This is a genomic window from Gordonia rubripertincta, from assembly GCF_038024875.1.
Taxonomy (GTDB): domain Bacteria; phylum Actinomycetota; class Actinomycetes; order Mycobacteriales; family Mycobacteriaceae; genus Gordonia; species Gordonia rubripertincta.
In genome coordinates this window covers 2,455,461-2,481,188 of the sequence record NZ_CP136136.1, presented here as the reverse complement: position 1 = coordinate 2,481,188, position 25,728 = coordinate 2,455,461, and the positions used below count along the sequence as shown (strand labels likewise).

Below are 25,728 nucleotides of genomic sequence, written 5' to 3'. Positions count from 1 at the left end.
CGATGTGGCGGCGTGTGCTGCTCGTCCTCGTCGCCTATTCGGCGATCGTGGTCCTGGGATTGGCCGTCCCCCTGGCGACGACGGTGAGTCGTGAACGGCTGCAACGGTTCACCGAAAGCCGAATCGCGTCCGCGACCTACTTCGCCGACCTCGCCGATCGCGAACCGGAGATCCGGGGTACCGAGCTGCAGCAGGCTGTCGAGCGCTACAGCGCCCTCTACGGCGAGGACGTCGTGGTGGTCGATCGAGCCGGCGCGACGCGTGCCTCGGCCGGCCTCTCGGCCCGGTCGCCGGAGGTCGCCGAGGCGGTGTCCGAGGCACTGCGCAACCAGCGCACCCGGATCTCGTCGGGACTGACGCCCTGGTCGCCCGCATCGGTGCTGGTTTCTCAGCCGATCGGTACGGGCAGCCAGGTCGACGGTGCGGTTGTCATCGCGGCATCGACGTCGGCGGCGAAACGGGATGTCGCCAGGTACTGGGCGATGATCGCCGGTGGGGCCCTCACCATGCTGCTGGTGGGGTCGCTGATCGCGGTTGCACTGTCGCGGTGGACGGTTCGCCCCCTCACCGCGTTGACGACCCGGGTGCGATCTCTGCGCGCGTCCATCGGCGGCCACGTTCCGGACGCGACCGAACCGAGGCCGGACGGACTCGGTGATCCCCGGCGCAGCGGCCCGCCGGAGGTCCGTGAGCTGGCCCGCATCTTCGGCGCGATGGCCGACGACGTCGAGAACGCCACCGCGGCCCAACGCCGCCTGGTGGCCGACACCGCTCACGCACTGCGTAATCCGCTCGCCGCGGTCCGATTTCGGCTCGACACGCTCGGCCTCGGCCTGACCGGCCGATCGCTCGCGTCACACGAGAAGACGCTCGTGGAGATCGATCGGCTGGACCGCATCGTCGAGGACCTGCTTGCCCTGGCCACCGCCGAGTCCCGGCTCGCAGTCTCCGCCACCGGCGTCTGCGACGTCGCCACGGTGTTGGTCGATCGTCACGACTTCTGGGCGGGTGCGTTCGCGGATGCGGGACTGTCGGCGTCGATCGCCTTACCGTCGGCTCGACCCCGGTCGATGATCGCCGCGCTCGACGAGGACGACCTCATCCGGGTGCTGGACGTCCTGATGAGCAATGCGGTCAATCATGCGGGCCCGGGCGCATCCGTCGAACTGGGCTGCCGGTCCGAGGCGACGCGGATCCGGGTCTGGGTCGCCGACACCGGTCGCGGTGTACCGGACGACGAGCTGCCCCGCGTCACGGAACGGTTCTTCCGCGCGGCGGCCGGCAGCGCACCGGGTTCCGGACTCGGATTGTCCATCGCCCGGGCCCTGATCGAGGGCGCCGGCGGCGAACTGACGGTGCGCGCCGGATGCCCTACGGGACTCCGGATCGACCTCTGGATCCCGGCGGCGGATCTCGCGCCGGACGTCGAGTCCTAAGGGAGTGTTAGGAAACCGAGATCGGCTTTCATCGAGCCTGTGACTGCCTTCACAGTGTTAAGGGCACCGACGCCGGACTCGTGTCGGGTGCACGTTCGACGACTGGAGGACTGATGACCGACTCGACCACCGGGCTCGCCGCGGATGCGCGCAGCGCACCACCGACATCCTCGGCCGCGGCCACTCGCCGCGCCGTCTACAACACCCTGCGCGGCTCCTCGGGCAATCTCGTCGAGTGGTACGACGTCTACGTCTACACGGTGTTCGCGACGTACTTCGAGAGCCAGTTCTTCGACTCGGCCGACAAGAACTCCACCGTCTACGTGTACGCCATCTTCGCCGTCACGTTCCTGATGCGGCCGGTGGGTTCCTGGTTCTTCGGCCGGTACGCCGACCGACGGGGCCGGCGCGCGGCGCTGACCTTCAGCGTGTCGTTGATGGCCGCGTGCTCGCTGGTCATCGCACTGACACCGGGCCGCGAATCGATCGGCGTGTGGGCGGCGGTCGTCCTGGTCCTCTGTCGTCTGGTGCAGGGCTTCGCGACCGGCGGCGAGTACGGTGCGTCGGCGACGTACATGTCCGAGGCGGCCACGCGTGAGCGTCGAGGGTTCTTCTCGTCGTTCCAGTACGTCACGCTGATCGGCGGACACGTGCTGGCGCAGCTCACGCTGCTCGTGATGCAGGGTTTCCTCGACAAGGACCAGATCTCCGACTTCGGTTGGCGCATCGCCTTCCTCATCGGCGGTGTGGCCGCGGTCGTGGTCTTCTGGCTGCGCCGCAGCATGGACGAGTCGCTCACCCCGGAGCAGTTGGAGGCCGTGCGCACCGGCGCCGATTCCGAGTCCGGATCGATTCGCGAACTCCTCCTTCACCACTGGCGCTCGCTGGTGGTCTGCTTCCTGGTCACCATCGGTGGCACCATCGCCTTCTACACCTACAGCGTGAACGCCCCGGCCATCGTCAAGACCGCCTACGAGGACCACGGCCGCGTCGGCACGTGGATCAACCTGATCGGACTGGTGTTCCTGATGGCACTGCAGCCGATCGGCGGGATGATCAGCGACAAGGTCGGACGCAAGCCGGTGCTCGTCTTCTTCGGTGTCGGCGGCGTCATCTACACCTACGTCCTGATCACCTACCTGCCCCAGACCACCTCGGTGGCCGCGTCGTTGACGCTGCTCGGCATCGGCTACATCATCCTCACCGGCTACACCTCCATCAACGCGATCGTGAAGGCCGAACTGTTCCCGTCGCACGTCCGTGCTCTCGGCGTGGGCCTCGGTTACGCCCTCGCCAACTCGGCGTTCGGCGGCACCGCACCGCTGATCTACCAGGCGGCGAAGAACGGCGGTCACGTCCCGTGGTTCATCGCCTACGTCACCGTCGTGATCGCGGTGTCGCTGCTGGTCTACATCTTCGTGCTGCGCAACAAGGCGGAGACGCCACTCGACCGCGAGCAGGGGCGGGCCTTCGTCGACGCCGAGGTCGGTGCGCGGCGGGCCTAAGGTGACACCATGTCGTACGCGCGCGGGTCGGTCGATCGTCGGACCGTGCTCCGCGGGTGCTCCGGCCTGGGTGCGCTGCTCCTGCTGTCCGCGTGCGGCGACGAGCGCGGCTCACCGGTCCGCCTCGCGGCGGGTGAGACCGGCGGCTTCTTCTGGGAGTTCGCCGGTCTCCTCGCGGCGGCTGCTGACCGGTCGGGTGCACCGCCGATCCGGCCCCTGCGGTCCAACGGCTCCGCCGAGAACCTCGACGCCCTCTCCGCGGGTTCGGCGGAGCTCGCCCTCAGCCTCCGCGACGCTGCCGTGGAACGTGCTGACCCGCAGCTGACCGCGCTCGGGTGCGTGTACGAAAACTATTTCCAGGTGGCGGTCCGCGCCGGTTCGGGCATCGCAACGGTCGCCGATCTCCGTGGGCGGGTGGTGAGTGTCGGCGCACCGGGTTCCGGGGCCGCGGAACTCTCGCAGCGGGTTCTCGTCGCAGCCGGACTCGGTCCGGAACGCGACATCCGGCCGGTTCGCCAGACGATGCGGGAGGCCCGCGCCGCGCTCGCCGCCGGAGAGGTCGACGCGGTCATGTGGGCGGGTGGTCTGCCGACCCCGGCATTCGCCGACCCACAGGTACCGATCGCTCTAGTCGACCTCGGCGGAATCGTCCCGGCGCTACGACAGCGGCACGGCCTCGCGTACGAGCCCGTGCGCATCCCGGCCGACATCTACGGTCGGCATCCGGCGGTCACCACCGTCGGGGTCGCGAACCTACTGCTCGCTCGCCGGGACGTGCCGGACGCGACCGCCGCGGCAGTCGTCGACCTGCTGCTCGACGAGTCGGCCCAGCTCGTCCCGGCTCAGGCGATCGGCAGTCAGTTCCTCGACGCACAGTCGTTGATCGTCACCGGGCCCATCCCCCTGCACCCGGGAGCCGCCCGCGAATATCGCCGACGGCACGGGTGAGGTGGGCGCACGCCCGCGAACGTGACCGATAGACTCGAGCGTCATCCGTCCGATTCGGGCGTTTTGGATCGGCTGTACGTCGAGAGTCCGGGAGACACCCATGAAGCAGACGGCTTCCCGTCGCGCCGCGTTCGTCGCCGGGTTGTTCGTGATCACGCTTGCCGCCGCCGGGTGCGGAAGCGTTGAGGCCGACCGCACTTCGTCCACCTCGAACCGTGCGGCCGCCGCTGATGCCGGGGCCCACCCCACCGAGTTGACGGTGATGGGTGAGGACGACGTGACGGTGACGCTCGCCGGCCCCCTTGCGGCCAGGTACGCCTCGGCGACGCCGGCACAACGAGAAGCTCTGGGCAGACCGCTGACCGGAGATCACAACGCCGGCACGCGCGAGAGCGGCGTTGTGTACCAACAGTTCCGCGGCGGTGTGATCATCGCGAAGAACAGCAACCCCGGAACGCCCGCTTACATCGTCACCTCCGGCAAGATCCGAGACGCGTGGAACACCGAGCGCGCGCCGGACGGCACCCCGATGCTCCTCGGCACCAACGGCTCGGCCGGACCTCTCGGCGTGCCCACCAGCGACGTGACAGTCGACGGGCCTCTGGAGACGGTGACCTTCGAACACGGCACGATCTCCGAGAACAAGACGACCGGCGAGGTCACCGTGACGGTCGACGGCAACACCGTGCCATCCGGCCTGAAGTAGGACCGCCGACCGGCCGAAGCCGCGCCGCATCCACAACCGTCTCGTGCGACCGATGAGAAATCGGCGGCCGGCGAGTCAGTCCCGGTGAGCACTCAGACACGAGGAGAAGGACTCGGATGCCCACCGACACCAACCAGGCGCGACTGATAGCTGCGGCCGCCGATCACATGCTGGCTTTCGCCGCCACGATCCCCGAATCCGAACTGGACCGTCCGACCCCTTGCCGCGACACACGTCTCGCCGCACTGCTGGCCCACGTCGACGGACTCGCGCAGGCGTTCGCGGCCGCCGCGCGCAAAGACTTCGGCCCGTTGACCTCGACGCCGCCGAACCCGGCGGAGAGCCGACTGTCGCCGGAGTGGCGAGACCAACTGGACCGTCACGTGCGCGAGCTCGCCGACTCATGGAACGACACCGCGGCGTGGGAGGGCATGACCCAGGCAGGCGGCGTCGAGCTACCCGCCGAGATCATGGGCCTGGTGGCACTGTCGGAACTGGTCCTGCACGGCTGGGACGTCGCCCGCGCCGCGGACATCGAATTCGACATCCCCGACGAGATCCTGCAGGTCGTGTTCGACTTCCACTACCCGCCCCAGCCGCAGGACGAGCGCGCCGGCATGTTCGGGCCGGTGGTCGAGGTGCCCGACGACGCGCCCCTCATCGACCGACTCGCCGGCCTCACCGGCCGGGACCCGCGGTGGCCCCAGGCCTCGACGCAGGACTAGATCCTGAACGGCCAGCCGGTGACCTTCTTCTCCCGCGGCTTCGCGTAGGTGCGGACCTTCGACGTCGAGAGTCCCATGCGGACAAGGCCTTCGGCGATGGTGACCGCGGAACGCACACCGTCGACGATCGGGACGCCGGTCGCAGCACGCACCTGCTCCTCGAGCTCGGCCATCCCGCCGCAGCCGAGGCAGATCACCTCGGCGTGGTCGTCGTGCACCGCTTTCGTGGACTGTTCGACGATGGCCTTCACCGCCCGCTCCGGGTCCGATTCCAGTTCCAGCACACCGAGTCCCGATGCCCGGACCGATGCGCAGCGCTGGTCGAGGCCGGCGAGTTTGAGCCGATCCTCGATCAGCGGGACCGTCCGGTCCAGCGTCGTCACAACCGAGAACTTGTGTCCCAGATACATCGCCGTCGACGCCGCGGCCTCGGTGATGTCGACGACCGGGACCTCGAGGAGTTCCTGCAAACCTTCCCGGCCGTGTTCGCCGTACCCGGCCTGGATGACGGCGTCGTACGGTTCGGGATAGGCGAGGATCGCGTCCATCACCGCGATGGCGGCGAGGTAGGACTCGAAGTTGCCCTCGCACGAGTCGGCGCCGAATCGCGGTGTGATGCCGACGATCTCAGTACCCGGTGAAGCGACCGACCGAGCCGAGTCGGCGATCGCCTCGGTCATCGACTCGGTCGTGTTGACGTTGGCGACGAGGATGCGCATCGGATCTACCTCCTGGCGATCAGTGGGTGCTGGCGACGGAGATCGGCTCGCCCGACACCTCGGCGAACGGTCCGCGACGGTCGGCCACCAGCAGGTAGACCACCGCACCGAGACCGGCACCGATGAACCAGGAGAACTCCGAGACCACTTCGAAGGCCGGGACGAAGGCCATCACCAGGGCGAAGGCCGCCGTCGGGACCAGTGCGACGATGGCCCGCAGGTTCACGCCGTTGCGGTAATGGTAGGCGGCGTCGGGTGCCTCGGAGAACAACGCGGGCACATCGATCCGCGAACGGCGGACCAGCCAGTAGTCGGCCATGACGATGCCGAACAGCGGTCCGAGCAGCGCACCCAGCCCACCGAGGAAGTAGTTGATCACCGCAGGCGAGTTGTACAGGTTCCACGGCAGGATGACCAGGCCGATGATCGCGGTCACGAGGGCCGCGCGGCGGAAGTTCAGGTAGCGCGGGAACAGGTTGGACAGCGCGTAGATCGGTGCGACGAAGTTGGCCATCAGGTTCACCGCGACCGTGAGAATCAGCAGTGCCAGGCAGGCCAGCACCAACAGGAAGGTATTGGGCACGGTCTGGACGATGTCCGACGGCGACTCGATGACCCGGCCGTCGATCCGGAACTGCGCACCGGCCAGCACGACCACGATGCCGCCGAAGAGCAGCATGTTGAGCGGGATGCCCCAGAAGTTGCCGCGCACGATGGCTTTTCGCGATTCCGCGTTGCGGGTGAAGTCGCAGAAGTTCAGGACGAAGGTGCCGTAGATGGCGACCCAGAGGCTCGCACCGCCGATGATCTTCAGCCACATGTCGACGCCGGTCAGCGAGTCGGGGGTGGTCCACGCGATGGTCCAGTCGGCGTTGCTGAGCATCCAGATCGCGAGCGCCACCATGGTGAACAGGATGACCGGGCCGGCGAAGGCCTCGTAGCGGCGGATCATCTCCATGCCGTAGCTGACGATGATCACCTGGATGACCCACAGCGAGACAAAGGAGATCCAGCCGAGGGTCGAGAGGCCGAGGAATCGGTTGGCGTCCAGGTCCTCCGCGCCGGGGAACAGCGCGACCAGCATGATCCGGAGGACGACCGACGCGAGGTAGGTCTGGATGCCGAACCACGCGATCGCCACGCCACCGCGGATGAGGGCGGGGATCTGCGCACCGCGGATGCCGAACGAGATGCGGCTCATGACCGGGAACGGGACGCCCGTCTTCTCGCCCATGAAGCCGGACAGGTTGAGCAGCAGGAAGAGGAAGACACCGCCGAGCACCAGCGCGGTCAGGATCTGCCAGCCGCCCAGCCCGAGCGCGAAGAGTCCGATGGCGAAGGCGTAGTTGCCCAGGCTGTGTACGTCGTTGGCCCACAGCGTGAAGATGTTGTAGCTCTTCCACCGACGGCCGACGCGACTCGTGGGCGCCAGGTCGTCGTTGTAAAGCTTGGGACTCAATCCGGCCGGGACGGTTCCGGTCACGCCGCGGGTCTCCTCGCCGGCGAGAACGCCGGTCGTGGACGTCATCGGCGTCGCCTCGTCACGCTGGATCGTGGGCGGTTCAGTGCTCATCTCTGCACTTTCGTCGGACGGTCATCGATGACCGCGCTCCTACACTCGTGGAACTTCCGTGATGTGGAATCGGGGTTCCGCGTCGGTGAAGATTAGCGTCCTCGTGCGGGGCGCTGTCAATAGCATCGCCAAGCGCTACTCGCGAGTCACGTTTCCGAAATCACGACCCGATATTCCACGATGAGGAATCTGCTGGGTTAGTCTCTGGATCGAACCCAGGCCACGGCGATCAGCAAGGAGTCCCGCCCCATGACCTCAGACACCGGTGCCCCGACCCCTACCTCCGCCGATGCCGCGACCCCTACCTCCGCCGATTCCGCGGGCGCGCCCGCTGCGCCGTTCGACCTGGTCGTGCGTGGTGAACAAACCTTGACGACCGCCGGCATCGTGGCGCGCGAGATCGGCATCCGCGACGGCCGCGTGGTCGCGATCGAACCGCTCGGCAGCGGGCTCGTCGGCACCGAGGTCATCGAGCTCGCCGACGACCAGGTGATGATCCCCGGTCTGGTGGACACCCACGTCCACGTCAACGAGCCGGGCCGCACCGAATGGGAGGGTTTCGACTCGGCCACCCGAGCGGCCGCCGCCGGTGGCGTCACCACGCTCATCGACATGCCGCTCAACTCGATCCCACCGACCGTCAACGTCGACGCCCTGGCCGAGAAGCGTGCCGCCGCGCAGGGCAAGACGCACATCGACGTCGGCTTCTGGGGCGGCGCCATCCCCGGCAACGAGGACGACCTGCGCGGCCTGCACGACGCTGGCGTATTCGGTTTCAAATGCTTCCTGCTGCATTCGGGGGTCGACGAGTTCCCGCATCTCACGGCCGACGAGATGGAAGCCGACATGGCCAAGCTCGCCGAGTTCGACTCGCTGATGATCGTCCACGCCGAGGACTCCCGCGCCATCGACCACGCGCCGTCCCCCGAGGGTGACGAGTACGCCCGCTTCCTCGCCTCGCGCCCACGCGGTGCCGAGAACCTGGCGATCGCCGAGGTCATCGAGCGCGCACGCTGGACCGGAGTCCGCGCCCACGTGCTGCACCTGTCGTCGTCGGATGCCCTGCCGATGCTCGCCAGCGCGAAGAAGGACGGGGTGAAGATCACGGTCGAGACCTGCCCGCACTACCTCACCCTGCTGGCCGAAGAGGTCCCCAACGGCGCAACCGCCTTCAAGTGCTGCCCGCCCATCCGCGAGGCCGGCAACCGTGAGTTGCTGTGGGAGGGACTGCTCGACGGCACGATCGACTGCATCGTCTCCGACCACTCCCCCTCGACCATCGACCTCAAGGACCCCGAGAACGGGGACTTCGGCGTCGCCTGGGGCGGAGTCGCCTCGCTACAGCTCGGACTGTCGCTCATCTGGTCGGAGGCGAAGAAGCGCGGCATCGGCCTGCCACAGGTCATCGAGTGGATGGCGGCGAAGCCCGCCGAACTCGCCGGCCTGCCGGCCAAGGGCCGCATCGCCCTCGGTTGCGACGCCGACTTCGCCATCTTCGAACCGGAGTCCGCGCAGATCGTCGACGTCAACCGACTGCACCACAAGAACGCGATCAGCCCGTACGACGGCCGCGCCCTCGCCGGCGTCGTCAAGGGCACCTGGGTTCGCGGGCAGAAGGTGGACTTCGAGACCGCCCGCGGCCGGATGCTGCGCCGCGGCGACGTCTGAGGGCTACTGCACCGGAGGTGGCGATCACACACCGACCGGTAAAGTCGATCGAATGAGTTCGGATGACCAGCACGCCGGCCTGGCCCAGGAGTTGGCCGCGCGTTCCGACGACGAGCTCACCGAGCTGCTGGTCGAACGCCCCGACCTCGCCTCCCCCACCCCTCAGGGCACCCGGGTGCTGGCGCAGCGCGCGCTGTCCGCGGCGTCGTTGGCGCTGGCCGGTGAGGATCTCGACGTCTTGTCGGTCGCCGTCCTGGAGCAGGCCATCGCTCTGGGGAGCCGCACGGCCACGAAGACCAAGCGCCCGTCGGAGACCAAGATCGTCCAGTCACTGGCCGGGCGGGCCGCCGCCGCGGACGTCCGCGCCCGCATCGATCTCCTTCGACGCCGCGCGATCCTGTGGGGCAACAAGTCCTCCCTCTGCTCCGGCGAGCACGTCGACTCCGCGATGCCCTGGCGGTCACCACATCTCACCGGACCGCTCGCGGGCCGGAGCGGCGAGGAGATCGCCGCGATGGTCGCCGCCCTCGACGAGCGGCCGAAAGAACTCCTGGAGACCCTCGCCCGCGGCCCCGCCCTGGGCCGCAGCCGCGACGCCGACCCCGACGCCGACCCGAGCACACCTGTCGCACAACTGATCTCGTCCGGCCTCCTGGCCCGCGTCGACAATCAGACCGTCGAACTCCCACCCATGGTCGGCGCGGTGATCCGCGACGAACCGGCCTGGCGCACCGACGATCTCACTCCCCCACCGCTGCACGAGGCCGGCCTCAAGCCACGTTTCCCGGCCAAGGCGGTCGACGCCGCCGCGGGCGGCGAGGCACTCGAACTCATCCGTCACCTCACCTCGCTGATCAACATCCTCGGCGCCACCCCCGCAACCGTCCTGCGGTCGGGGGCGCTCGGCGTCCGCGAACTCCGACGCCTGTCGAAGCTCTCCGGCATCGAGACGCAGCGCGTCGCGTTCCTGATCGAGCTCGCCGGCTACCTGCGGATCATCGACGCCGGGTTCCCGGAACCGCCGCCGCCCAACGATTCCGGCGAACAATCCTTCGCGCCGACCTCGACCGCGGACACCTGGCTACACCAGCCGCGCGAGCGTCAGTGGTTGTCCCTGGCCGACGCCTGGCTACACATGCCCCGACGCGCCTGGCAGGTCGGCGACCCCGACCGTGACGGAAATGCGATGGCCACTCTGTCCGCCGAGCTCCACGACGCCTACGCACCGATCCAACGGCAACTCATCCTGTCGACGCTGGCCCACGCCGACCCCGCGGTCGCGGTGACACCCGACGCGGTGCTGGCGAACCTGCACTGGCACCGTCCCCGCCAGATCCGCCGCTTCAGCAAGCGGCTCGTCGCCGAAACCCTGCGCGAGGCACGCGAAATCGGATTGGTCGCCCACGATGCGCTGACCACCGTCGGCCGGGCGTACACCGTCGAACCGCCTGCCGATGCCGATCCCGCCGACGCCGATGCGGCGGTCTTGGCCGCGATGCGCGCCGTGCTGCCCGAGCCGGTGGACCACTTCCTCACCCAGGCCGACCTCACCCTCACCGTGCCGGGCCCGATGACGCCGGAACTCGCGGAGCAGGTCGAGCTCGTCGCCGACCTCGAATCCGGTGGCGCGGCGTCGGTCTACCGGATCACGCCGGAGAGCGTGCGACGCGCACTCGACGCCGGGCGGAGCAGCAACGAGCTGCTGTCGATGTTCACCACGCACTCGAGAACACCGGTGCCGCAGTCGCTCTCGTATCTCATCGAGGACGTCGCCCGGAAACACGGGCAGCTCCGCGTCGGCGTGGCGTCTGCGTTCATCCGCTGCGAGGATCCGACGGTCCTGGCCGCGGTGCTGCGCAGTCCGGCCGCCGAGCCACTTGCGCTGCGGGCACTCGCCCCGACCGTGGCGATCTCACCCTCCGAGGTGCGCGAGGTGATCGATCAACTACGCGCCGCGGGTTTCGCTCCCGCAGGTGAGGATTCGACAGGCGCCGTCGTCGACCTCCGCGAACGCGGCAGCCGCGTCACCGTCTCGCGGGCCCGCCGTCAGGCCCAGCCGCGTCGCAGCGCGCCGTCGGAAGATCAGCTCCGCTCGGTGGTCGGCCGCATCCGCTCCACCGACCGCGCCGCCGCGGCCACCCCGGTCCGCACCACCTCGACGTCTACGACGCCCGTCCGCGCCACCGGCAGCGGCGAGTCGGCGACCGCACTCATCCAGCTCGCCCTGCGCGCCAACCGCCGGCTCCGCGTCGGCTACGTCGACGCCCAGGGATCGGCCAGCCGTCACGTAGTGACCCCGAAGGTGCTCGGTGCCGGGCAGCTGGTCGCCGTCGAAGAGGGCTCCGACACCGAGCAGCGGTTCTCGCTGCACCGCCTGACCAGCGTCGAACTCCTCGACGCCTAGCCTCCGAGGGCCGATCCTCCCCCGCTGCCTGACCAACCACCGGTCGACTTCAACCCGACCGGCAGACCTCGATCGACGTCTGCCGGTCGAGTTGAGGTTCGGCAGTCGGGATCACCTCCGCAATGACACGACCTGTGACATCCGTCTCACAATCTTGGTAGGCTCGCGAGTACTCCGCGCCGAGGAAAGCTGGCTCGTCATGACCGCTGTACGCCCCCTCGCCTCCGCCGACGTGCCCGACACCTATCAGCACGACCTCGTCCAGCGCATGACACCGCCGGCACGGCGCCGCCGCGTGAAACGTCCCGCCGACCTCGTCACCGTCATCGGCCCGACGCTGTCGGTCGCGAACGTGATCATGCAGTTGGCGAACCCGAAGGTCGGGTACGGCGTCCACGAAAGCCGCGTTCCACAGGGCAACGCCATCAAGCGTCCGGTCAAGCGGGCCCGCACGACCGGCACCTACCTGGCCGTCGCACTGATGGGAAGCGACTCCGACAAGGAGTACATCCACAACTGCGTCGGCCGCGTCCACGACCAGGTCTACTCGACCGAGACCAGCCCGGTGCGCTACAGCGCCAACGACTCGCGCCTGCAGCTGTGGGTTGCGGTATGCCTGCTCAAGTACTTCATCGACCAGTACGAACTGATCTACGGTCCACTCTCCGACGCGGAACGGCAGATGGTCTTGGACGACGCACATCCGCTCGGCACCGCACTCAACGTCCCTCGGGACAAGTGGCCGGCCACCTACGACGCACTCCTCGTCTACTGGAACAGCCAGCTGGCCGAACTGCGGATCGACGAGCCCGTGCGGCAGGAACTGAGCAGCCTCGCCGACCTCTCGTTCCTCGAGTTCCGCGCCGGTGTCGTCGGCACCCTCGCCCACAAGACCCTCGGCGGATTCCTCACCTACGCCATCAACGCCGGCCTGCCGCCGGAGTTCCGTTCCATGATGGGCTGGACGTGGACCGACGACGACGCCCGCCGCTACCAGGCGATGCTCTCCGCGCTGCGCGTCGTCGACCCGGTGGTGGCGCCCCTGCTGCGCGGCATCTTCCGACTGAACATCGTCGACCTGAGGGTGCGCCGCCGACTCGGCCTCCCCGTGTTCTGAACCACAAACAGGCCCGTCGCTGACAATCGGCGCTCCTATCTGGACAATGGAGCGGGTGACCGATGGACCCCTGATCGTGCAATCCGACAAGACCCTGCTGCTCGAGGTCGACCACCCCGACGCGCAGGCGGCTCGTCAGGCGATCGCACCTTTCGCCGAACTCGAACGTGCCCCCGAGCACGTCCACACCTACCGGGTCACCCCGCTCGCGCTGTGGAACGCCCGCGCCGCCGGTCACGACGCCGAACAGGTCGTCGACGCGCTGGTCACCTACTCGCGCTACGCCGTCCCCCAGCCGCTGCTGATGGACGTCGTCGACACGATGGGCCGCTTCGGCCGGCTGCAGCTGGTCAAGCATCCCGCACACGGACTGACCCTCGTCAGCCTCGACCGTGCCGTGCTGCTCGAGGTCATGCGGCACAAGAAGGTCGCCCCGATGCTCGGTGCACAGATCGACGACGACACCGTCATCGTGCATCCGTCCGAGCGCGGTCGCCTCAAGCAGGTGCTGCTGAAGGTCGGCTGGCCGGCCGAGGACCTCGCCGGGTACGTCGACGGCGAGGCGCACCCCATCGACCTGGACCAGGGCGACTGGCACCTGCGCGACTACCAGGAGATGGCGGCCGACTCGTTCTGGGCGGGCGGTTCCGGCGTCGTCGTGCTGCCGTGTGGTGCGGGCAAGACGATGGTCGGCGCGGCCGCGATGGCCAAGGCCGGTGCCACCACCCTGATCTTGGTCACCAACACCGTCGCCGGCCGGCAGTGGAAGCGCGAGCTCATCGCGCGCACCACGCTGACCGAGGAGGAGATCGGCGAGTACTCCGGCGAACGCAAGGAGATCCGCCCGGTCACCATCGCGACCTATCAGGTCATGACGCGAAAGTCGAAGGGCGAGTACCGGAATCTCGATCTCTTCGACTCCCGCGACTGGGGCCTGATCATCTACGACGAGGTGCACCTGCTGCCCGCACCGGTCTTCCGGATGACCGCCGATCTACAGTCACGACGACGCCTCGGCCTCACCGCGACGCTCGTCCGCGAGGACGGCCGCGAGGGTGACGTCTTCTCGCTCATCGGCCCCAAGCGGTACGACGCCCCGTGGAAGGACATCGAGGCACAGGGTTGGATCGCACCGGCCGAGTGCATCGAGGTCCGTGTGACCCTCACCGACGAGGAGCGCCTGCAGTACGCGGTCGCCGAGCCGGAGGAGAAGTACAAGCTCTGCTCCACCGCGCACACCAAGGTCAACGTGGTGAAGGCGATCCTGAACAAGCACCAGGGTCAGCAGACGCTGGTCATCGGCGCCTACATCGACCAGCTCGAGGAGCTCGGCCGCGAACTCGACTGCCCGGTCATCCAGGGGTCGACGAAGAACAAGGAGCGCGAGATCCTGTTCGACCGCTTCCGGTCCGGCGAGCTGCAGACCCTCGTCGTGTCGAAGGTCGCCAACTTCTCCATCGACCTTCCGGAGGCATCCGTCGCCGTCCAGGTGTCGGGCACCTTCGGTTCGCGCCAGGAGGAGGCCCAGCGCCTCGGTCGCCTGCTGCGGCCGAAACATGATGGCGGTCAGGCCCATTTCTACTCGGTCGTCTCGCGCGACACCCTCGACGCCGACTACGCCGCCCACCGGCAGCGGTTCCTCGCCGAGCAGGGTTACGCCTACCGCATCACCGACGCCGACGACCTCCTGGGCCCGACCATCGGGGACCCCACCTCGGCGGACTGAGCACTCTTCACACCTCCATCAGGCAGTACCCGATCGACTCGGGCTGGAGGAACGTCCAGCGGGCCTCGCCGGCAGCGCAGGTGACGGTCGACGCGCCTCGCCTGGTCACCTGCGCGAGCACCGTCCGCAACGCGGGTGCACTCGTGCACGGGACCTCGCGGTAGTCGGCCAGCGACCCGTCCTCCTTCGGGATCAGGTAGCAGAGTCCCTCGTAGAAGTTCGGGGTGAGGCACAGCTTCCGGGAGCTGTTCGGGAAGGTCAGCGTCGAATTCTGTTCGCTGACACAGGCAGTCGCAGTGGGGATGATCGACGCGGTGTAGAAGTTCAGGCCTGACGATTCGCAGTCCACCTTCGACGCCAGCACCGTCGTCGACGACCCGGCCTGCATGGCGATGTTGACGCACTCGCCGACCTGCACGTCGTCGGGACCCGTCACCGACAGTGGCGTCGAATCGGTCGTTCGCGCCGCGGGACCCCGACTCGGGGTGGTCGCCGCCGGCGCCGACGCGGTGGTCGACGTCCCCGAAGCGTCGGGCGTCGACGACACCTTGGTCGCCACGTAGACGACGCCGGCCACGATCGCGAGCACGAGGACCAGCGCCACCGCACCGAGCGCGACCAGAACCCCCGAGCCCTTCTTCTCGGACGACGGCGTCGGGTGGCCGGGTTGCGACGGATATCCCTGGTAGCCGCCGGGATACGTCCCCGGCGGGGGTTGTCCGAGCGGATAGCCCGGTGACCCGGGCGAAGAGGCCGCATACGACGGCCGGCCCCCATGCGGCGACTGCGGGGGTTGCGACGGTCGCGGCGGTGGGTTGGCTGCCGGCTGGTGATAGGGGGCACCCCGCGGCGCCGGTTGGGGCGCGGTCAGTGCACGTTCGAGCTCGACACCGAACTCGCGGCACGACGGGTAGCGACGATCGGGCTCTTTGGCGAGTGCGCGGCTGAACACCGCGTCGGCGGCGGGTGAGATCCCGGGACGCAGGCTCGACAGTCGCGGCGGCATCGACTGCAGATGGTGGGCGATGATCGACGCCGTGCTCGCGCCCTGGAACGGGGGCCGTCCGGTGAGGAGTTCGAAAACAGTGGCGGCCAGCGCGTATTGATCGGCGCGGGCGTCGACCGGATCTCCCAGTAGCTGCTCCGGCGCCGCGTACGCCACGGTGCCGAGAAAGACGTTGGTCGACGTCAGGTGGCTGACGTCCTGTTCGGACTTCGCGATCCCGAAGTCCGCGAGCAACACTCGCGGTTCCGAACCGTCGAGGCCCTGGAGCAGGATGTTGGCGGGTTTGACGTCACGGTGCAAAAGGCCGGTGGCGTGGGCACGGTCGAGGGCGGCGCCGACGGATCGGACGACGGCGATGACCGTCTGGGGGTCGAGGCCCTGCGGCGTCTTCCGCAGCAGTTCGAGTGCGTCGATGCCGTCGATGAACTCCATTGCGATCCACAGATGGCCGTCGTACTCGCCGGAGTTGAAAATCGTGACGATCGACGGGTGCACGACGCTCGAGGCGTGTTCGGCCTCTTTGACGAACCGCTGCCGGTACATCGGGTCGCGGCTGAGTTCCGCGGGCAGGACCTTCAGTGCCTCGTTGCGCGGCAGATGCGGGTGCCGGGCCAGGTAGATCTCGCCCATTCCGCCGCGGCCGATGAGTCGGATGATCGTGTAGCCGGCGAAGTGTTCGCCGGGATTCCGCGGCATCGCTCCTCCTTATCCTCCTCCGGGCAGGTTCGCTCAGTCTGCACCTCCGGATCGTGCGCGGCGACCACAACGTGTCCTCGCGTCGCTCAACTCCAACCACCCAGGGGTGGCCTGCTTCCGAGCGCGACGGTGTCAGGCACCCGACAGTGACGCCAGGCAGAACACGCGCGGTTCCGGCTTCTCGTAGGTGGCCTTGACCTGGTTTTCGGCACATTCCATCGACCCGTCACCGACCGTTTCGACGCGGTAGACCACGGACTCGGCGCCCGCTTCGGCGGTGCAGTCGACTTGTTTGAAGTCGACCAGCGACCCTCCCGCCGACTGCGGGATCTCGTAGCACTGGCCCTGGACGAAGTTCGGCATCAGACACAGGCGGTCAGAGGTGTCCGGGAAGGTCAGATAGTTCTCGAACGCGTCACACTCACCGGGAACGACCTGCGACGCGATGAAGGTCATCCCGTCGGCGTCACACTTGGCCTTCGTCGCCTCGACGTTCGCCTGGTCGCCGTCGGCCGACCTGACCTGCACGCACTGCCCGATCGCCACGTCGGTCGGCTTCGAGACGTTGTTGGTCACGCGGTCGACCGAGGAACACGCATCCAGGACGAACAGCGCCGCACACGCCACGATCGCGGCGACCACACCTACCGCGCGACCGTGCTGGTGAACCACTTCCGGCGCTGTCATGCGAGGGATCGTACGCTGCAACGACGTTGCAAAACGCGGGAATCGGGCAGCTCCGACCGAGTCCCGGTTCCACCCCGGGACCGGTGTGCCACCCTGGACGCATGTCATTCGAGAGCAGGACCGCAACCCGTTTGCGGCCGTTCATGACCACGATCTTCGCCGAGATGTCGGCCCTCGCCGTCGAGCACGACGCCATCAATCTGGGGCAGGGATTCCCCGACACCGACGGCCCGGAGTCGATGCTCGAGGCCGCCCGCCGCGCCATCACCGACGGCCACAACCAGTACCCACCCGGCATCGGTGTCCCCGAGCTGCGGCATGCGGTCGCCCGCCACCAGCAGGAGCACTACGGCCTCGACTACGACCCCAACCGGGAAGTACTCATCACCGTCGGCGCCACCGAGGCGATCGCCGGGGCCGTCGTCGGACTCATCGAGCCCGGCGACGAGGTCATCATGATCGAGCCCTACTACGACGCCTACGCGGCCGCCGCCGCGATGGCCGGAGGTGTACGACGCGTCGTGCCGCTCGTCCCCGACGGCGACGGTTTCCGCCTGGACCGCGAACGCCTCGCCGACGCCTTCGGCCCGAAGAGCGCAGTGTTCATGCTGAACACGCCCCACAACCCGACCGGCACCGTGCTCTCCGAGGACGATCTCGCCGAGATCGCGCGACTCTGTATCGAATTCGACGTGATCGTGGTCGCCGACGAGGTGTACGAACACCTGGTGTTCGACGGCCGCACCCACACCCCGATCGCGACCCTGCCCGGCATGAAGGAGCGCACGCTCCGGATCTCGAGTGCTGCCAAGACATTCAACTGCACCGGCTGGAAGGTCGGCTGGATCAGCGGACCGCCCGAACTGGTCGCCGCGACCAAGACCGCCAAGCAGTACATGTCCTACGTCGGGTCGGGCCCGTTCCAGCCGGCCGTCGCACACGCCCTCGACAACGAGCTCGGTTGGGTCCGGGCTTCGGCCGCCGCGCTGCAGAACAAGCGCGACATGATCACCGCCGCCCTCCTCGACGCGGGTTTTGACGTACACCGCAGCGAGGCAACCTATTTCGTCTGCGCCGACCCCCGCCCCCTCGGCGTCGACGACGGCATCGAGTTCTGCCGGTCGCTGCCGGAACGCATCGGCGTCGCCGCGGTGCCGATCAGCGTGTTCGCCGACGACCGCCAACCCTGGCATCACCTCATCCGCTTCGCCTTTGCCAAACGCGACGACGTCATCGCCGACGCCGCGGAGCGGTTGCGCAAGCTCTGACCCTGCGACTCGAGTAACGCCGGCGACGACTACCTCGCTCCCTCAGCGCAGCGCCGGCACCACGTGTTGTTCGAAGAGCTCGAGGTCCTCGCGATCGTGGGCGATGGTCGGGAAGTAGTAGATCCCGTAGGTCATCCCCGCCGCCTCGAGTCCGCGGAGGTTCTCGGCGACGGTCTCCGGTGTCCCGACCGCGGGCATCCCGCGGAAGGCGCCCATGCTGGCCGATGCCGCTTCGGGTCCGACGATCTTCGCGAGCCGCGCCTCGAGGTCCTCGAGCTTGCGCTGCACGTCGGCGTCGGTCTCGCCGAGGATGACGTTGTAGTTCGCCGATCGGACGATCGCGTCGAAGTCGCGTCCGAGGTCGGCGCAATGCTGTTGCAGCACCGATGATTTGTGGGCGAAGCCCTCCGGCGTGCCGTCGAAGTTGGTGTAGTCGGCGAACTGCGCCGCAATTCGCAGCGTCTTCTTCTCGCCGCCACCGGCGATCCACAGCGGCAGCCTCCCCGCGGCCGGCTGCGGCTGACAGATGGCGTCGTTGACGGTGTAGTGCTTGCCGTCGAGGGTGGCGCGGCCGGTCTCCCACGCCTGCTTCATGATCTGCACGCCCTCGTCGAGCCGGGCGAGACGCTCACCGGCCGAGGGGAACCCGTACCCGTAGGCGCGCCATTCGTGCTCGTACCAGCCGCCGCCGATACCCATCTGCACTCGTCCGCCGGAGATGAGGTCCGCGGTGGCCGCGACCTTCGCCAGATACATCGGGTTGCGGTAGCTCATCGCGGTGCACATCTGGCCGATGTCGACGCGGCTCGTCGTCGCGGCGAGCGCCGAGACGAGGGTCCACGCCTCGTGCGTGGCCTCGTCGGTCGGCAGCGGGACGGTGTGGAAGTGGTCGTAGACCCAGACCGAGTCCCAGCCGGCGGATTCGGCGCGGTTCGCGACCGACGACATCACCTCCCACTGGTTCGACGGGTCGATACCCACGAGATCAAGCCGCCAGCCCTGGGGAATGAAGAGTCCGAATCGCATGCCGTCGAACCTACCCCGCCCCGCAAACCCACCGCCTTTCCGTGTTTCCACCCTCCGCGCGCCGGGTGGGTTTACGGAGAACGGGTGGGTAGGCGATCCGGTTCACGACTTACAAGCAGTCCGGACTGTTTGTGTGTTACGCTCACCACTGTGACCGAGCCCACCAGCACCCCGCGACGGCGTACCCAGGCCGAGCGCACCGCGGCGACCCGCACCCGGGTCCTCGACGCCGCGGTCGACGCGCTGGTCGAGGTCGGCTATGCGGCCACCACCACCCAGGAGGTCAACCGGCGCGCGGGTGTCTCCCGCGGCGCGCTGCTGCACCACTTCCCCACCCGGGAATCCTTGGTCGTCGCGGCGGTCGCACACCTCGTCGACCGTCGCCTCGAAGAAATCCTTTCTCGTCCGCGCACCGGCGACGAGGGACTCGAGGTCCTGATCGAGGCGTTCAGCGGGCCGCTGTTCGACGCCGCACTCGAACTCTGGGTGGCCGCGCGCTGCGACGTCGGGCTGCGCACCGCGCTGATCCCGCTCGAGCAGCGGGTCTCCGACGCCCTCGCCGTGGGTTGCGCCGAGATCTTCGGCGACCGCTACACCCCGGCCGAACTCGAACTCTCCATCGAACTCGCACGCGGCCTCGCGGTGTCGCGCATCCTGCGATCCCCCGACGCCGACCGCGAATACCTCGACCGACTGCTGCCCATCTGGAAGGACCTGTTGAACCATGGCTGACATCTCGCTGCCCGACCACGTCGACGTTCTCGTCGTCGGCGTCGGATTCGGCGGCCTCGCCGCACTGCACCGGCTCCGCAAGGACCATCCCGGTCTGACGACCCTCGCGATCGAGCGCGCCGAGGGCGCCGGCGGGGTCTGGCGCGAGAACGACTATCCCGGCGCGGCCTGCGACGTCCCGACCTCGCTCTACTCGCTGTCGTTCGCGCCGAACCCGGACTGGTCCCACACCTACGGCCGGCGCCACGAGATCCACAACTACCTGCGTTCGGTCGCAGCCGATTACGAGGATCAGATCCGCTACAACTGCGCGCTGACCGCCGCTCGCTGGGATGGCGCCGCGCAGGAGTGGGTCGTCGACACGACACAGGGTCGGATCCGGACCCGCTTCCTCGTCGCCGCGCCGGGCGCATTGTCCGAGCCGGGCCTCCCCGAGGTTCCGGGTGCCGACGAGTTCACCGGGACGATGTTCCACTCCGCCCAGTGGGATCACACCCACGACCTGCGCGGACGCAAGGTCGCCATCGTCGGCACCGGCGCATCGGCGATCCAGATCGTGCCCGAGATCGTCGACACCGTCGGACATCTCACCGTCTTCCAGCGCACCCCCGCCTGGGTCGTGCCGCGCCTGGACCGCAACATCGGCCCGATGGAACGCGCCCTCTACAAGCGCGTCCCCGGCGTGCACCGCCTGGTCCGCAAGATGGTGTGGGCCTACCGCGAGGCCTACGTGCTGATGATGGCCCGCAACCCCAAGCTGCTGCCGATCGCGAAAACCCTTGCCCTGGTGCAACTCAGGGTCCAGGTCCGTGACCGCGCCCTGCGCAAGCGCCTCACCCCCGAGTACACCATCGGCTGCAAGCGGATGCTGTTGACCAACAAGTGGTTCCCCGCCCTGCAGCGCGACAACGCCACTGTGACCGGCGCCATCACCCGCCTCACCGCGAACGGCGCCGTCGACGATCAGGGTCGTGAGCACGAGGTCGACACCGTCGTCTTCGCCACCGGGTTCACCCCCACCCAGCCACCCATCGCGAAGGCCGTCACCGGCCGTGACGGCCGCACCCTGGCCGAGGCCTGGCAGGGATCGCCGCGCGCCTACCGCGGCGTCGAGGTCCACGGCTTCCCGAATCTCTTTTTCCTGTACGGCCCCAACACCAACCTGGGCCACAGCTCGATCGTGCTGATGCTCGAGCCGCAGGCGTACTACATGTCCCAGGCGATCGCCGAGGTCACCCGATCCGGGCACTCGACCTTCGAGGTCACCCAGGCCGCGCAGGACGCCTACAACGCCGACCTCGACCCCGAACTGGAACGCACCGTGTGGAATTCGGGCGGGTGCTCGAGCTGGTACCTCGACTCGACCGGCCGCAACTCGGTGATGTGGCCCAAGTTCACCAGCGACTTCCGCCGCCAGATGGCGTCCTTCGAAGCCGCCGACCACCGCTTCGACGACGCCATCCCGGCCGTTCCCGAAACCGTCGACGCCACCGCCACCGACACCGATCCCGAAAGGACCCTCGCCCAGTGAAACGACCCGGTCGCAACGACGTCGACCACTACGACGCCATCGTCATCGGTTCCGGATTCGGCGGCTCGGTGGCCGCACTCCGCCTGACCGAGAAGGGTTATCGAGTCGCGGTCATCGAGTCGGGCCGTCGGTTCGCCGACGCCGACCTGCCCAAGACCAGTTGGCGCCTCAGGGATTACGTGTGGGCCCCGGCCCTGGGCATGTTCGGCGTGCAGCGGATGCACCTGCTGCGCGACGTGCTGGTCATGGCCGGTGCCGGCGTCGGCGGCGGCTCGCTGAACTACGCGAACACGCTCTACCGACCTCTCCCCGCGTTCTTCGACGACCCGCACTGGGGTCGGATCACCGACTGGGCCGCCGAACTCGACCCCTACTACGACCAGGCATCCCGCATGCTCGGCGTGACCACCTACCCGAAGGTCACGCCCGCCGACCGCGTCATGCGCAAGGTCGCCGAGGACATGGGCGCCGGCGACACCTTCGTCCACACCCCCGTCGGCGTCTTCTTCGGCGAGCCGGGCAAGACCGTCGAGGACCCGTTCTTCGGCGGTGCCGGCCCCGCCCGCACCGGCTGCACGGACTGCGGCGCGTGCATGACCGGCTGCCCGGTCGGCGCGAAGAACACCCTGGTCAAGAACTATCTGTATCTCGCCGAACAGGCCGGTGCGACCGTCATCCCGATGACGACCGTCGACACCGTCCGCCCGCTGTCGGACGGCGGGTACACGGTCGGATCGCATCGAACCGGTCGACGCCGGTCGCGTCGAGGCCGCCGTTCGTTCACCGCCGATCACGTGGTGTTCGCGGCCGGCACGTACGGCACCAACAAGTTGCTGCTGAACATGCAGCAGAGTGGCAACCTGCCCGGCCTCTCGTCGCGTCTGGGCAAGGTGGTGCGCACCAACTCGGAGGCCGTCCTGGCGGCGACCGCCACCGACCTGAAGGTCGACTACACCGAGGGTGTGGCGATCACGTCGTCGTTCCATCCGAACGAGCACACGCACATCGAGCCGGTGCGATACGGCAAGGGCAGCAACCTGATCGGGCTGTTGCAGGCGATGCTCATCGACGGTGACGGCCGCCTGCCGCGCCCGCTCGCGGCGATCGTGGAGATGATCCGGCACCCGCTGGTCACCTTGCGTGGACTCTCGGTTCGACGCTGGTCGGAGCGCACGATCATCGCCCTGGTGATGCAGACCGCCGACAACTCCCTCGAACTGTTCGCCCGCCGTGGTCGTTTCGGTCCGATGCTGCGCAGCAAGCAGGGTGACGGCGATCCCCCGCCGACCTGGATCCCCGTCGGCCACGAAGCCGTCCGCAAGATGGCCGACGAGATCGACGGCGACGCCGGCGGTTCCGTCGTCGACTGGCTGAACATCCCGATGACCGCGCACTTCCTGGGCGGTTGCTCGATCGGGCGGTCCGCCGCCGACGGCGTCGTGGATCCGTATCACCGCGTGTTCAACCATCCGGGGCTGCACATCGTCGACGGTTCGACGGTGTCGGCGAACCTGGGCGTGAACCCGTCGCTGACGATCACCGCTCAGGCCGAACGGGCTCTCGCCATGTGGCCGAATGCCGGCGAGGCCGACCCGCGCCCAGAACTCGGGGCGTCCTACGAGCCGGTCGCCCCGGTACCGCCGGCCCGACCGACGGTGCCCGACCATGCGCCGGCCGCGCTGCGGTTGCCGATCACGCCGATCTCCAACGCCGGCTAGGGATTTCGTCGAGGTTGTGGGTATACGGCGTCCACAACGTCGACATCCCGAGTGCCGGTCACCACACCCCCGGCGGCCGCATCTGGATGCTGATCCGGGCGCCGACGCCGCGCACCTTGGGTACCGCATGTTCCCAGGTGCGCTGGCAGCTGCCGCCCATGACCAGCAGGTCACCGGACGACAGGGTGAACTTCAACGACTTCCCGCCGCCCCGCGGCCGCAGCATGAGCGGCCGCGGGGCGCCGAGGGAGATGATCGCGACCATCGTGTCGTGTGTCGACGCTCGGCCGATACGGTCCCCGTGCCAGGCGACGGAGTCGTTGCCGTCGCGGTACAGACTGATCCCGGCGGTCGCGAACCCTTCGGGCAGCTCGTCGCGGTAATACCGCGACAACGATGAGCGCATCTCGGTGATCAACCCATCCGGGAATGGATCGTCCTTCTGGTAGATCGAGACCAGCCGCGGGACGTCGACGACGCGGTCGTACATCTGCCGCCGCTCGGCCCGCCACGGGACATCGCGTCGAAGCCGATCGAACAACTCATCCGGACCGCTGATCCAGCCCGGGCACAGATCTACCCACGCGCCGTCGGTGAGCGGACGCCGCGTCACCGAGGTCGACAGGTCCGACAGGGCCGGCTCCGCGGCCGCCTCGGCGAACAACGATCCCTGGATGCCGATGGACATGCATCCCACCGTACACTCGAATCGAACGCACGTTCGATGATTCACTCCCCGAGTCTTTTCGCGCCGACCCTCGACGGTGAGCGCGAACGACCGAGTGAGCGATTCGCACCATTCGAATCCTTTTCACCAACGAGGCGTCCCTCACATTTTTCAGCAGCACCTCGCCGATCGTCGGCGCAGCTCAGGCCGTTCTCAGCCGGCCTCGGTGGTGGCCCGGCGCCCTTCCGGTCGCCACATGAGCGCTGGTTTGTGAAGTGGCCCACAGCAAGCGTTTCGAGTCGATGCTTTAATCATTCCGTTATAAATCGTTGCAAGGGGGAACTCGATGAAGCGCACCGGTATCGCCGGCCTGCTGGCTGCTGCCGCCATGCTGATCCCGATCGCTCCGGCGACCGCCGACCCGATCGGCGATCTGTTCGGTAGCGCCAGCGGCAGCCTGGACTCCGGAAGCTCGGCGTTCGGCTCGTCGGGCGACAAGGTCACCCACTACGGCAAGCTCGGCCGCCCCGACGCGCGCAACGGCGTGAAGTCCATCAACGTCTGGGTCTACAACCCGAAGGGCGCTCGCGAGATCACCCCGGGCACCTTCCCGAAGAACTCGCGTCTCGGCGTGCGCTGGAACTCCATCATCGACGCCGGCCCCATCGTCGACGGCAACGAGTGCCGCATGGAGGTCCGCCTCGCCGGACCCAAGGTGCCCAAGGAAGCCGCGCTGTACAAGACGCAGGACTGCACCGCGGTGAAGTCCTACTTCTTCAAGGGCGGCGGCAACTTCACCATCCGCGTCACCGACCTGGTCTCCGGCGCGTCGAACAGCATCGCCTTCTCGGTCGAGTAGTCACCGCGAACCCCCAGACACAAAGTGCGGGATGAGAGCCGTTTTCCGGCACTCATCCCGCACTTTCTGTCAGCAGGCGGTCAGCTTGCCGCCACGTCGAACTTCTCCCCGGTCAGCTTCTCCGACTCCGCCCACAGCGCCGCACGGAACTCCGCGTCATCGGCGGCTTTCTTGTACTTGTTCCGTCCGGGTGCGCCGTGCAGCCCGAAGAACTTGGTCGGTCCGTAGTACGTACCCGACGGCAGGCCCGACATTGTCGCGGCGTACAGCTGCGGCAGGGCTCCGTCGGCGGCCGGCTGCGCGATGGGCAGCTTGTTCGACAGCTTCGCCAGGACATCCATGAAGTTCTCGCTCCGGCCCTGCAATTCCGTTGCGGCATAACCGGGGTGGGCGATGAACGACTGCTTCGACGAGCCGGCCTCCGCCAACCGCTTGGCGAGTTCGAGTCCGAACATGAGGTTGGCCATCTTGGAATCACCGTAGGCCTGCCAGCGACGGTAACGACGCTTCTCCCAGTTGAGGTCGTCGAGCTGGATGTTGCCGATCTGGTGCACGCCCGACGACACGGTGACGACGCGGTCGGTGATCTTCGGCAGCAGCAGCGCGGTGAGCGCGAAGTGGCCCAGATGGTTTGTGCCGATCTGCATCTCGAAGCCGTCGGCGGTGCGTCGGAGCGGCACGGCCATGAGACCCGCATTGTTGATCAGGACGTCGGCGCCGGTGAAGCTCGACGCAAACGCACGGACGGACGACAGGTCCGCCAGATCGAGCTGGGCAACGGTCGCGTTGGGTCCCAGCTTCGACGCCACGGCATCGGCCTTGGCGGTGTTGCGACACGCCAGGATGACCGAGGCCCCGGCGCCGACCAGCGCTTTCGCCGTCTCCGCGCCGAGTCCGCTGTTGGCGCCGGTGACCACGACGGTGCGACCTGTCTGATCCGGAATGTTCGCTGACGTCCAACCGTTCATTCGCAGCCCCCTGAGATGGTGTGTGGCCCGGCGTCGTCGCCGA

The 25,728-nt window shown here is 68.1% G+C and carries 21 protein-coding genes; 14 read left to right on the top strand and 7 right to left on the bottom strand.

Features of this window, described 5'->3' with window-relative positions; translation table 11 throughout:
- Positions 1-2 precede the first annotated feature (2 nt).
- From RVF83_RS11245 to RVF83_RS11225, 5 genes are all read left to right on the top strand, one after another.
- Positions 3-1,436 carry a sensor histidine kinase gene (locus tag RVF83_RS11245; protein ID WP_005196729.1) on the top strand — a complete coding sequence of 478 codons (1,434 nt, stop codon included), beginning with the start codon at positions 3-5 and terminating at the stop codon, positions 1,434-1,436.
- 113 nt (positions 1,437-1,549) lie between these two features.
- Entirely contained in the window at positions 1,550-2,941 is a 1,392-nt protein-coding gene (locus tag RVF83_RS11240; RefSeq protein WP_005196727.1) for an MFS transporter, read from the top strand.
- A gap of 9 nt (positions 2,942-2,950) precedes the next feature.
- Positions 2,951-3,889, top strand: a complete 939-nt coding sequence (locus tag RVF83_RS11235; protein WP_005196725.1) for a TAXI family TRAP transporter solute-binding subunit — start codon at positions 2,951-2,953, stop codon at positions 3,887-3,889.
- Between the two features lie 100 nt (positions 3,890-3,989).
- Positions 3,990-4,595 (top strand): LGFP repeat-containing protein, encoded by a 606-nt coding sequence (locus tag RVF83_RS11230; protein ID WP_005196723.1) that lies wholly within the window; start codon positions 3,990-3,992, stop codon positions 4,593-4,595.
- 116 nt (positions 4,596-4,711) lie between these two features.
- Entirely contained in the window at positions 4,712-5,320 is a 609-nt protein-coding gene (locus RVF83_RS11225; protein ID WP_005196722.1) for a TIGR03086 family metal-binding protein, read from the top strand.
- Here the strand turns inward: RVF83_RS11225 and RVF83_RS11220 are convergent.
- Both RVF83_RS11220 and RVF83_RS11215 read right to left on the bottom strand, forming a co-directional pair.
- Positions 5,317-6,039, bottom strand: coding sequence for an aspartate/glutamate racemase family protein (locus tag RVF83_RS11220; RefSeq protein ID WP_005196720.1), 723 nt, complete (start codon positions 6,037-6,039; stop codon positions 5,317-5,319). The two genes, RVF83_RS11225 and RVF83_RS11220, sit on opposite strands and share 4 nt — an antisense overlap.
- 19 nt (positions 6,040-6,058) lie before the next feature.
- Positions 6,059-7,612: an NCS1 family nucleobase:cation symporter-1 gene (locus RVF83_RS11215; protein ID WP_005196719.1), complete on the bottom strand. Its 1,554-nt coding sequence runs from the start codon at positions 7,610-7,612 to the stop codon at positions 6,059-6,061.
- Between the two features lie 249 nt (positions 7,613-7,861).
- Here RVF83_RS11215 and allB point away from each other — a divergent pair, with 249 nt between their 5' ends.
- The 4 genes from allB (at position 7,862) to RVF83_RS11195 (ending at position 14,527) form a co-directional block, all read left to right on the top strand.
- Positions 7,862-9,280 carry an allantoinase AllB gene (gene allB, locus RVF83_RS11210; protein ID WP_005196717.1) on the top strand — a complete coding sequence of 473 codons (1,419 nt, stop codon included), beginning with the start codon at positions 7,862-7,864 and terminating at the stop codon, positions 9,278-9,280.
- A gap of 52 nt (positions 9,281-9,332) precedes the next feature.
- Positions 9,333-11,684 carry a helicase-associated domain-containing protein gene (locus RVF83_RS11205; RefSeq protein ID WP_005196716.1) on the top strand — a complete coding sequence of 784 codons (2,352 nt, stop codon included), beginning with the start codon at positions 9,333-9,335 and terminating at the stop codon, positions 11,682-11,684.
- A gap of 199 nt (positions 11,685-11,883) precedes the next feature.
- On the top strand, positions 11,884-12,801 hold the full coding sequence (locus tag RVF83_RS11200) for an oxygenase MpaB family protein (RefSeq protein ID WP_005196714.1): 918 nt from the start codon (positions 11,884-11,886) through the stop codon (positions 12,799-12,801).
- 55 nt (positions 12,802-12,856) lie between these two features.
- Positions 12,857-14,527, top strand: a complete 1,671-nt coding sequence (locus RVF83_RS11195; RefSeq protein WP_005196712.1) for a DNA repair helicase XPB — start codon at positions 12,857-12,859, stop codon at positions 14,525-14,527.
- A gap of 7 nt (positions 14,528-14,534) precedes the next feature.
- On the opposite strand, the gene RVF83_RS11190 is transcribed toward RVF83_RS11195, so the two are convergent.
- Both RVF83_RS11190 and RVF83_RS11185 read right to left on the bottom strand, forming a co-directional pair.
- Positions 14,535-16,229, bottom strand: coding sequence for a serine/threonine-protein kinase (locus tag RVF83_RS11190; protein WP_005196711.1), 1,695 nt, complete (start codon positions 16,227-16,229; stop codon positions 14,535-14,537).
- A 132-nt stretch (positions 16,230-16,361) separates the two neighbouring features.
- On the bottom strand, positions 16,362-16,916 hold the full coding sequence (locus RVF83_RS11185) for a hypothetical protein (RefSeq protein WP_005196710.1): 555 nt from the start codon (positions 16,914-16,916) through the stop codon (positions 16,362-16,364).
- 101 nt (positions 16,917-17,017) lie between these two features.
- Here RVF83_RS11185 and RVF83_RS11180 point away from each other — a divergent pair, with 101 nt between their 5' ends.
- Positions 17,018-18,184, top strand: coding sequence for a pyridoxal phosphate-dependent aminotransferase (locus tag RVF83_RS11180; RefSeq protein WP_039880197.1), 1,167 nt, complete (start codon positions 17,018-17,020; stop codon positions 18,182-18,184).
- A gap of 42 nt (positions 18,185-18,226) precedes the next feature.
- On the opposite strand, the gene RVF83_RS11175 is transcribed toward RVF83_RS11180, so the two are convergent.
- Positions 18,227-19,210, bottom strand: coding sequence for a TIGR03560 family F420-dependent LLM class oxidoreductase (locus RVF83_RS11175; protein ID WP_005196708.1), 984 nt, complete (start codon positions 19,208-19,210; stop codon positions 18,227-18,229).
- 150 nt (positions 19,211-19,360) lie between these two features.
- Between RVF83_RS11175 and RVF83_RS11170 the strand changes: the two genes are divergently transcribed.
- Genes RVF83_RS11170 through RVF83_RS11160 form a run of 3 tightly spaced genes read left to right on the top strand, consistent with a single transcriptional unit; the run spans position 19,361 to position 23,191 of the window.
- Positions 19,361-19,942 (top strand): TetR/AcrR family transcriptional regulator, encoded by a 582-nt coding sequence (locus tag RVF83_RS11170; protein ID WP_039880196.1) that lies wholly within the window; start codon positions 19,361-19,363, stop codon positions 19,940-19,942.
- The gene (locus RVF83_RS11165; RefSeq protein WP_005196706.1) at positions 19,935-21,473 is read left to right on the top strand and encodes a flavin-containing monooxygenase; all 1,539 of its coding nucleotides are present in this window, start codon (positions 19,935-19,937) and stop codon (positions 21,471-21,473) included. Before RVF83_RS11170 ends, RVF83_RS11165 begins: the two co-directional genes overlap by 8 nt.
- Positions 21,470-23,191, top strand: coding sequence for a GMC oxidoreductase (locus RVF83_RS11160; RefSeq protein WP_168432644.1), 1,722 nt, complete (start codon positions 21,470-21,472; stop codon positions 23,189-23,191). Before RVF83_RS11165 ends, RVF83_RS11160 begins: the two co-directional genes overlap by 4 nt.
- A 58-nt stretch (positions 23,192-23,249) precedes the next feature.
- Here the strand turns inward: RVF83_RS11160 and RVF83_RS11155 are convergent, their stop codons facing one another.
- Positions 23,250-23,879: an alpha-ketoglutarate-dependent dioxygenase AlkB gene (locus tag RVF83_RS11155; RefSeq protein ID WP_005196692.1), complete on the bottom strand. Its 630-nt coding sequence runs from the start codon at positions 23,877-23,879 to the stop codon at positions 23,250-23,252.
- A gap of 325 nt (positions 23,880-24,204) precedes the next feature.
- Here RVF83_RS11155 and RVF83_RS11150 point away from each other — a divergent pair, with 325 nt between their 5' ends.
- Positions 24,205-24,717, top strand: coding sequence for a hypothetical protein (locus RVF83_RS11150; RefSeq protein WP_005196689.1), 513 nt, complete (start codon positions 24,205-24,207; stop codon positions 24,715-24,717).
- 80 nt (positions 24,718-24,797) lie between these two features.
- Here RVF83_RS11150 and RVF83_RS11145 read toward each other — a convergent pair whose 3' ends face one another.
- Positions 24,798-25,685, bottom strand: coding sequence for an oxidoreductase (locus RVF83_RS11145; protein WP_005196688.1), 888 nt, complete (start codon positions 25,683-25,685; stop codon positions 24,798-24,800).
- Between the last annotated feature and the right edge of the window lie 43 nt (positions 25,686-25,728).

What these genes read in the sequence shown, in the direction of transcription:
- RVF83_RS11245 (WP_005196729.1), top strand. Translation starts at nt 3, where the DNA reads ATGTGGCGGCGTGTGCTGCTCGTCCTCGTCGCCTATTCGGCGATCGTG.
- RVF83_RS11240 (WP_005196727.1), top strand. Translation starts at nt 1,550, where the DNA reads ATGACCGACTCGACCACCGGGCTCGCCGCGGATGCGCGCAGCGCACCA.
- RVF83_RS11235 (WP_005196725.1), top strand. Translation starts at nt 2,951, where the DNA reads ATGTCGTACGCGCGCGGGTCGGTCGATCGTCGGACCGTGCTCCGCGGG.
- RVF83_RS11230 (WP_005196723.1), top strand. Translation starts at nt 3,990, where the DNA reads ATGAAGCAGACGGCTTCCCGTCGCGCCGCGTTCGTCGCCGGGTTGTTC.
- RVF83_RS11225 (WP_005196722.1), top strand. Translation starts at nt 4,712, where the DNA reads ATGCCCACCGACACCAACCAGGCGCGACTGATAGCTGCGGCCGCCGAT.
- RVF83_RS11220 (WP_005196720.1), bottom strand. Translation starts at nt 6,039, where the DNA reads ATGCGCATCCTCGTCGCCAACGTCAACACGACCGAGTCGATGACCGAG.
- RVF83_RS11215 (WP_005196719.1), bottom strand. Translation starts at nt 7,612, where the DNA reads ATGAGCACTGAACCGCCCACGATCCAGCGTGACGAGGCGACGCCGATG.
- allB (WP_005196717.1), top strand. Translation starts at nt 7,862, where the DNA reads ATGACCTCAGACACCGGTGCCCCGACCCCTACCTCCGCCGATGCCGCG.
- RVF83_RS11205 (WP_005196716.1), top strand. Translation starts at nt 9,333, where the DNA reads ATGAGTTCGGATGACCAGCACGCCGGCCTGGCCCAGGAGTTGGCCGCG.
- RVF83_RS11200 (WP_005196714.1), top strand. Translation starts at nt 11,884, where the DNA reads ATGACCGCTGTACGCCCCCTCGCCTCCGCCGACGTGCCCGACACCTAT.
- RVF83_RS11190 (WP_005196711.1), bottom strand. Translation starts at nt 16,229, where the DNA reads ATGCCGCGGAATCCCGGCGAACACTTCGCCGGCTACACGATCATCCGA.
- RVF83_RS11185 (WP_005196710.1), bottom strand. Translation starts at nt 16,916, where the DNA reads ATGACAGCGCCGGAAGTGGTTCACCAGCACGGTCGCGCGGTAGGTGTG.
- RVF83_RS11180 (WP_039880197.1), top strand. Translation starts at nt 17,018, where the DNA reads ATGTCATTCGAGAGCAGGACCGCAACCCGTTTGCGGCCGTTCATGACC.
- RVF83_RS11175 (WP_005196708.1), bottom strand. Translation starts at nt 19,210, where the DNA reads ATGCGATTCGGACTCTTCATTCCCCAGGGCTGGCGGCTTGATCTCGTG.
- RVF83_RS11165 (WP_005196706.1), top strand. Translation starts at nt 19,935, where the DNA reads ATGGCTGACATCTCGCTGCCCGACCACGTCGACGTTCTCGTCGTCGGC.
- RVF83_RS11155 (WP_005196692.1), bottom strand. Translation starts at nt 23,879, where the DNA reads ATGTCCATCGGCATCCAGGGATCGTTGTTCGCCGAGGCGGCCGCGGAG.
- RVF83_RS11150 (WP_005196689.1), top strand. Translation starts at nt 24,205, where the DNA reads ATGAAGCGCACCGGTATCGCCGGCCTGCTGGCTGCTGCCGCCATGCTG.
- RVF83_RS11145 (WP_005196688.1), bottom strand. Translation starts at nt 25,685, where the DNA reads ATGAACGGTTGGACGTCAGCGAACATTCCGGATCAGACAGGTCGCACC.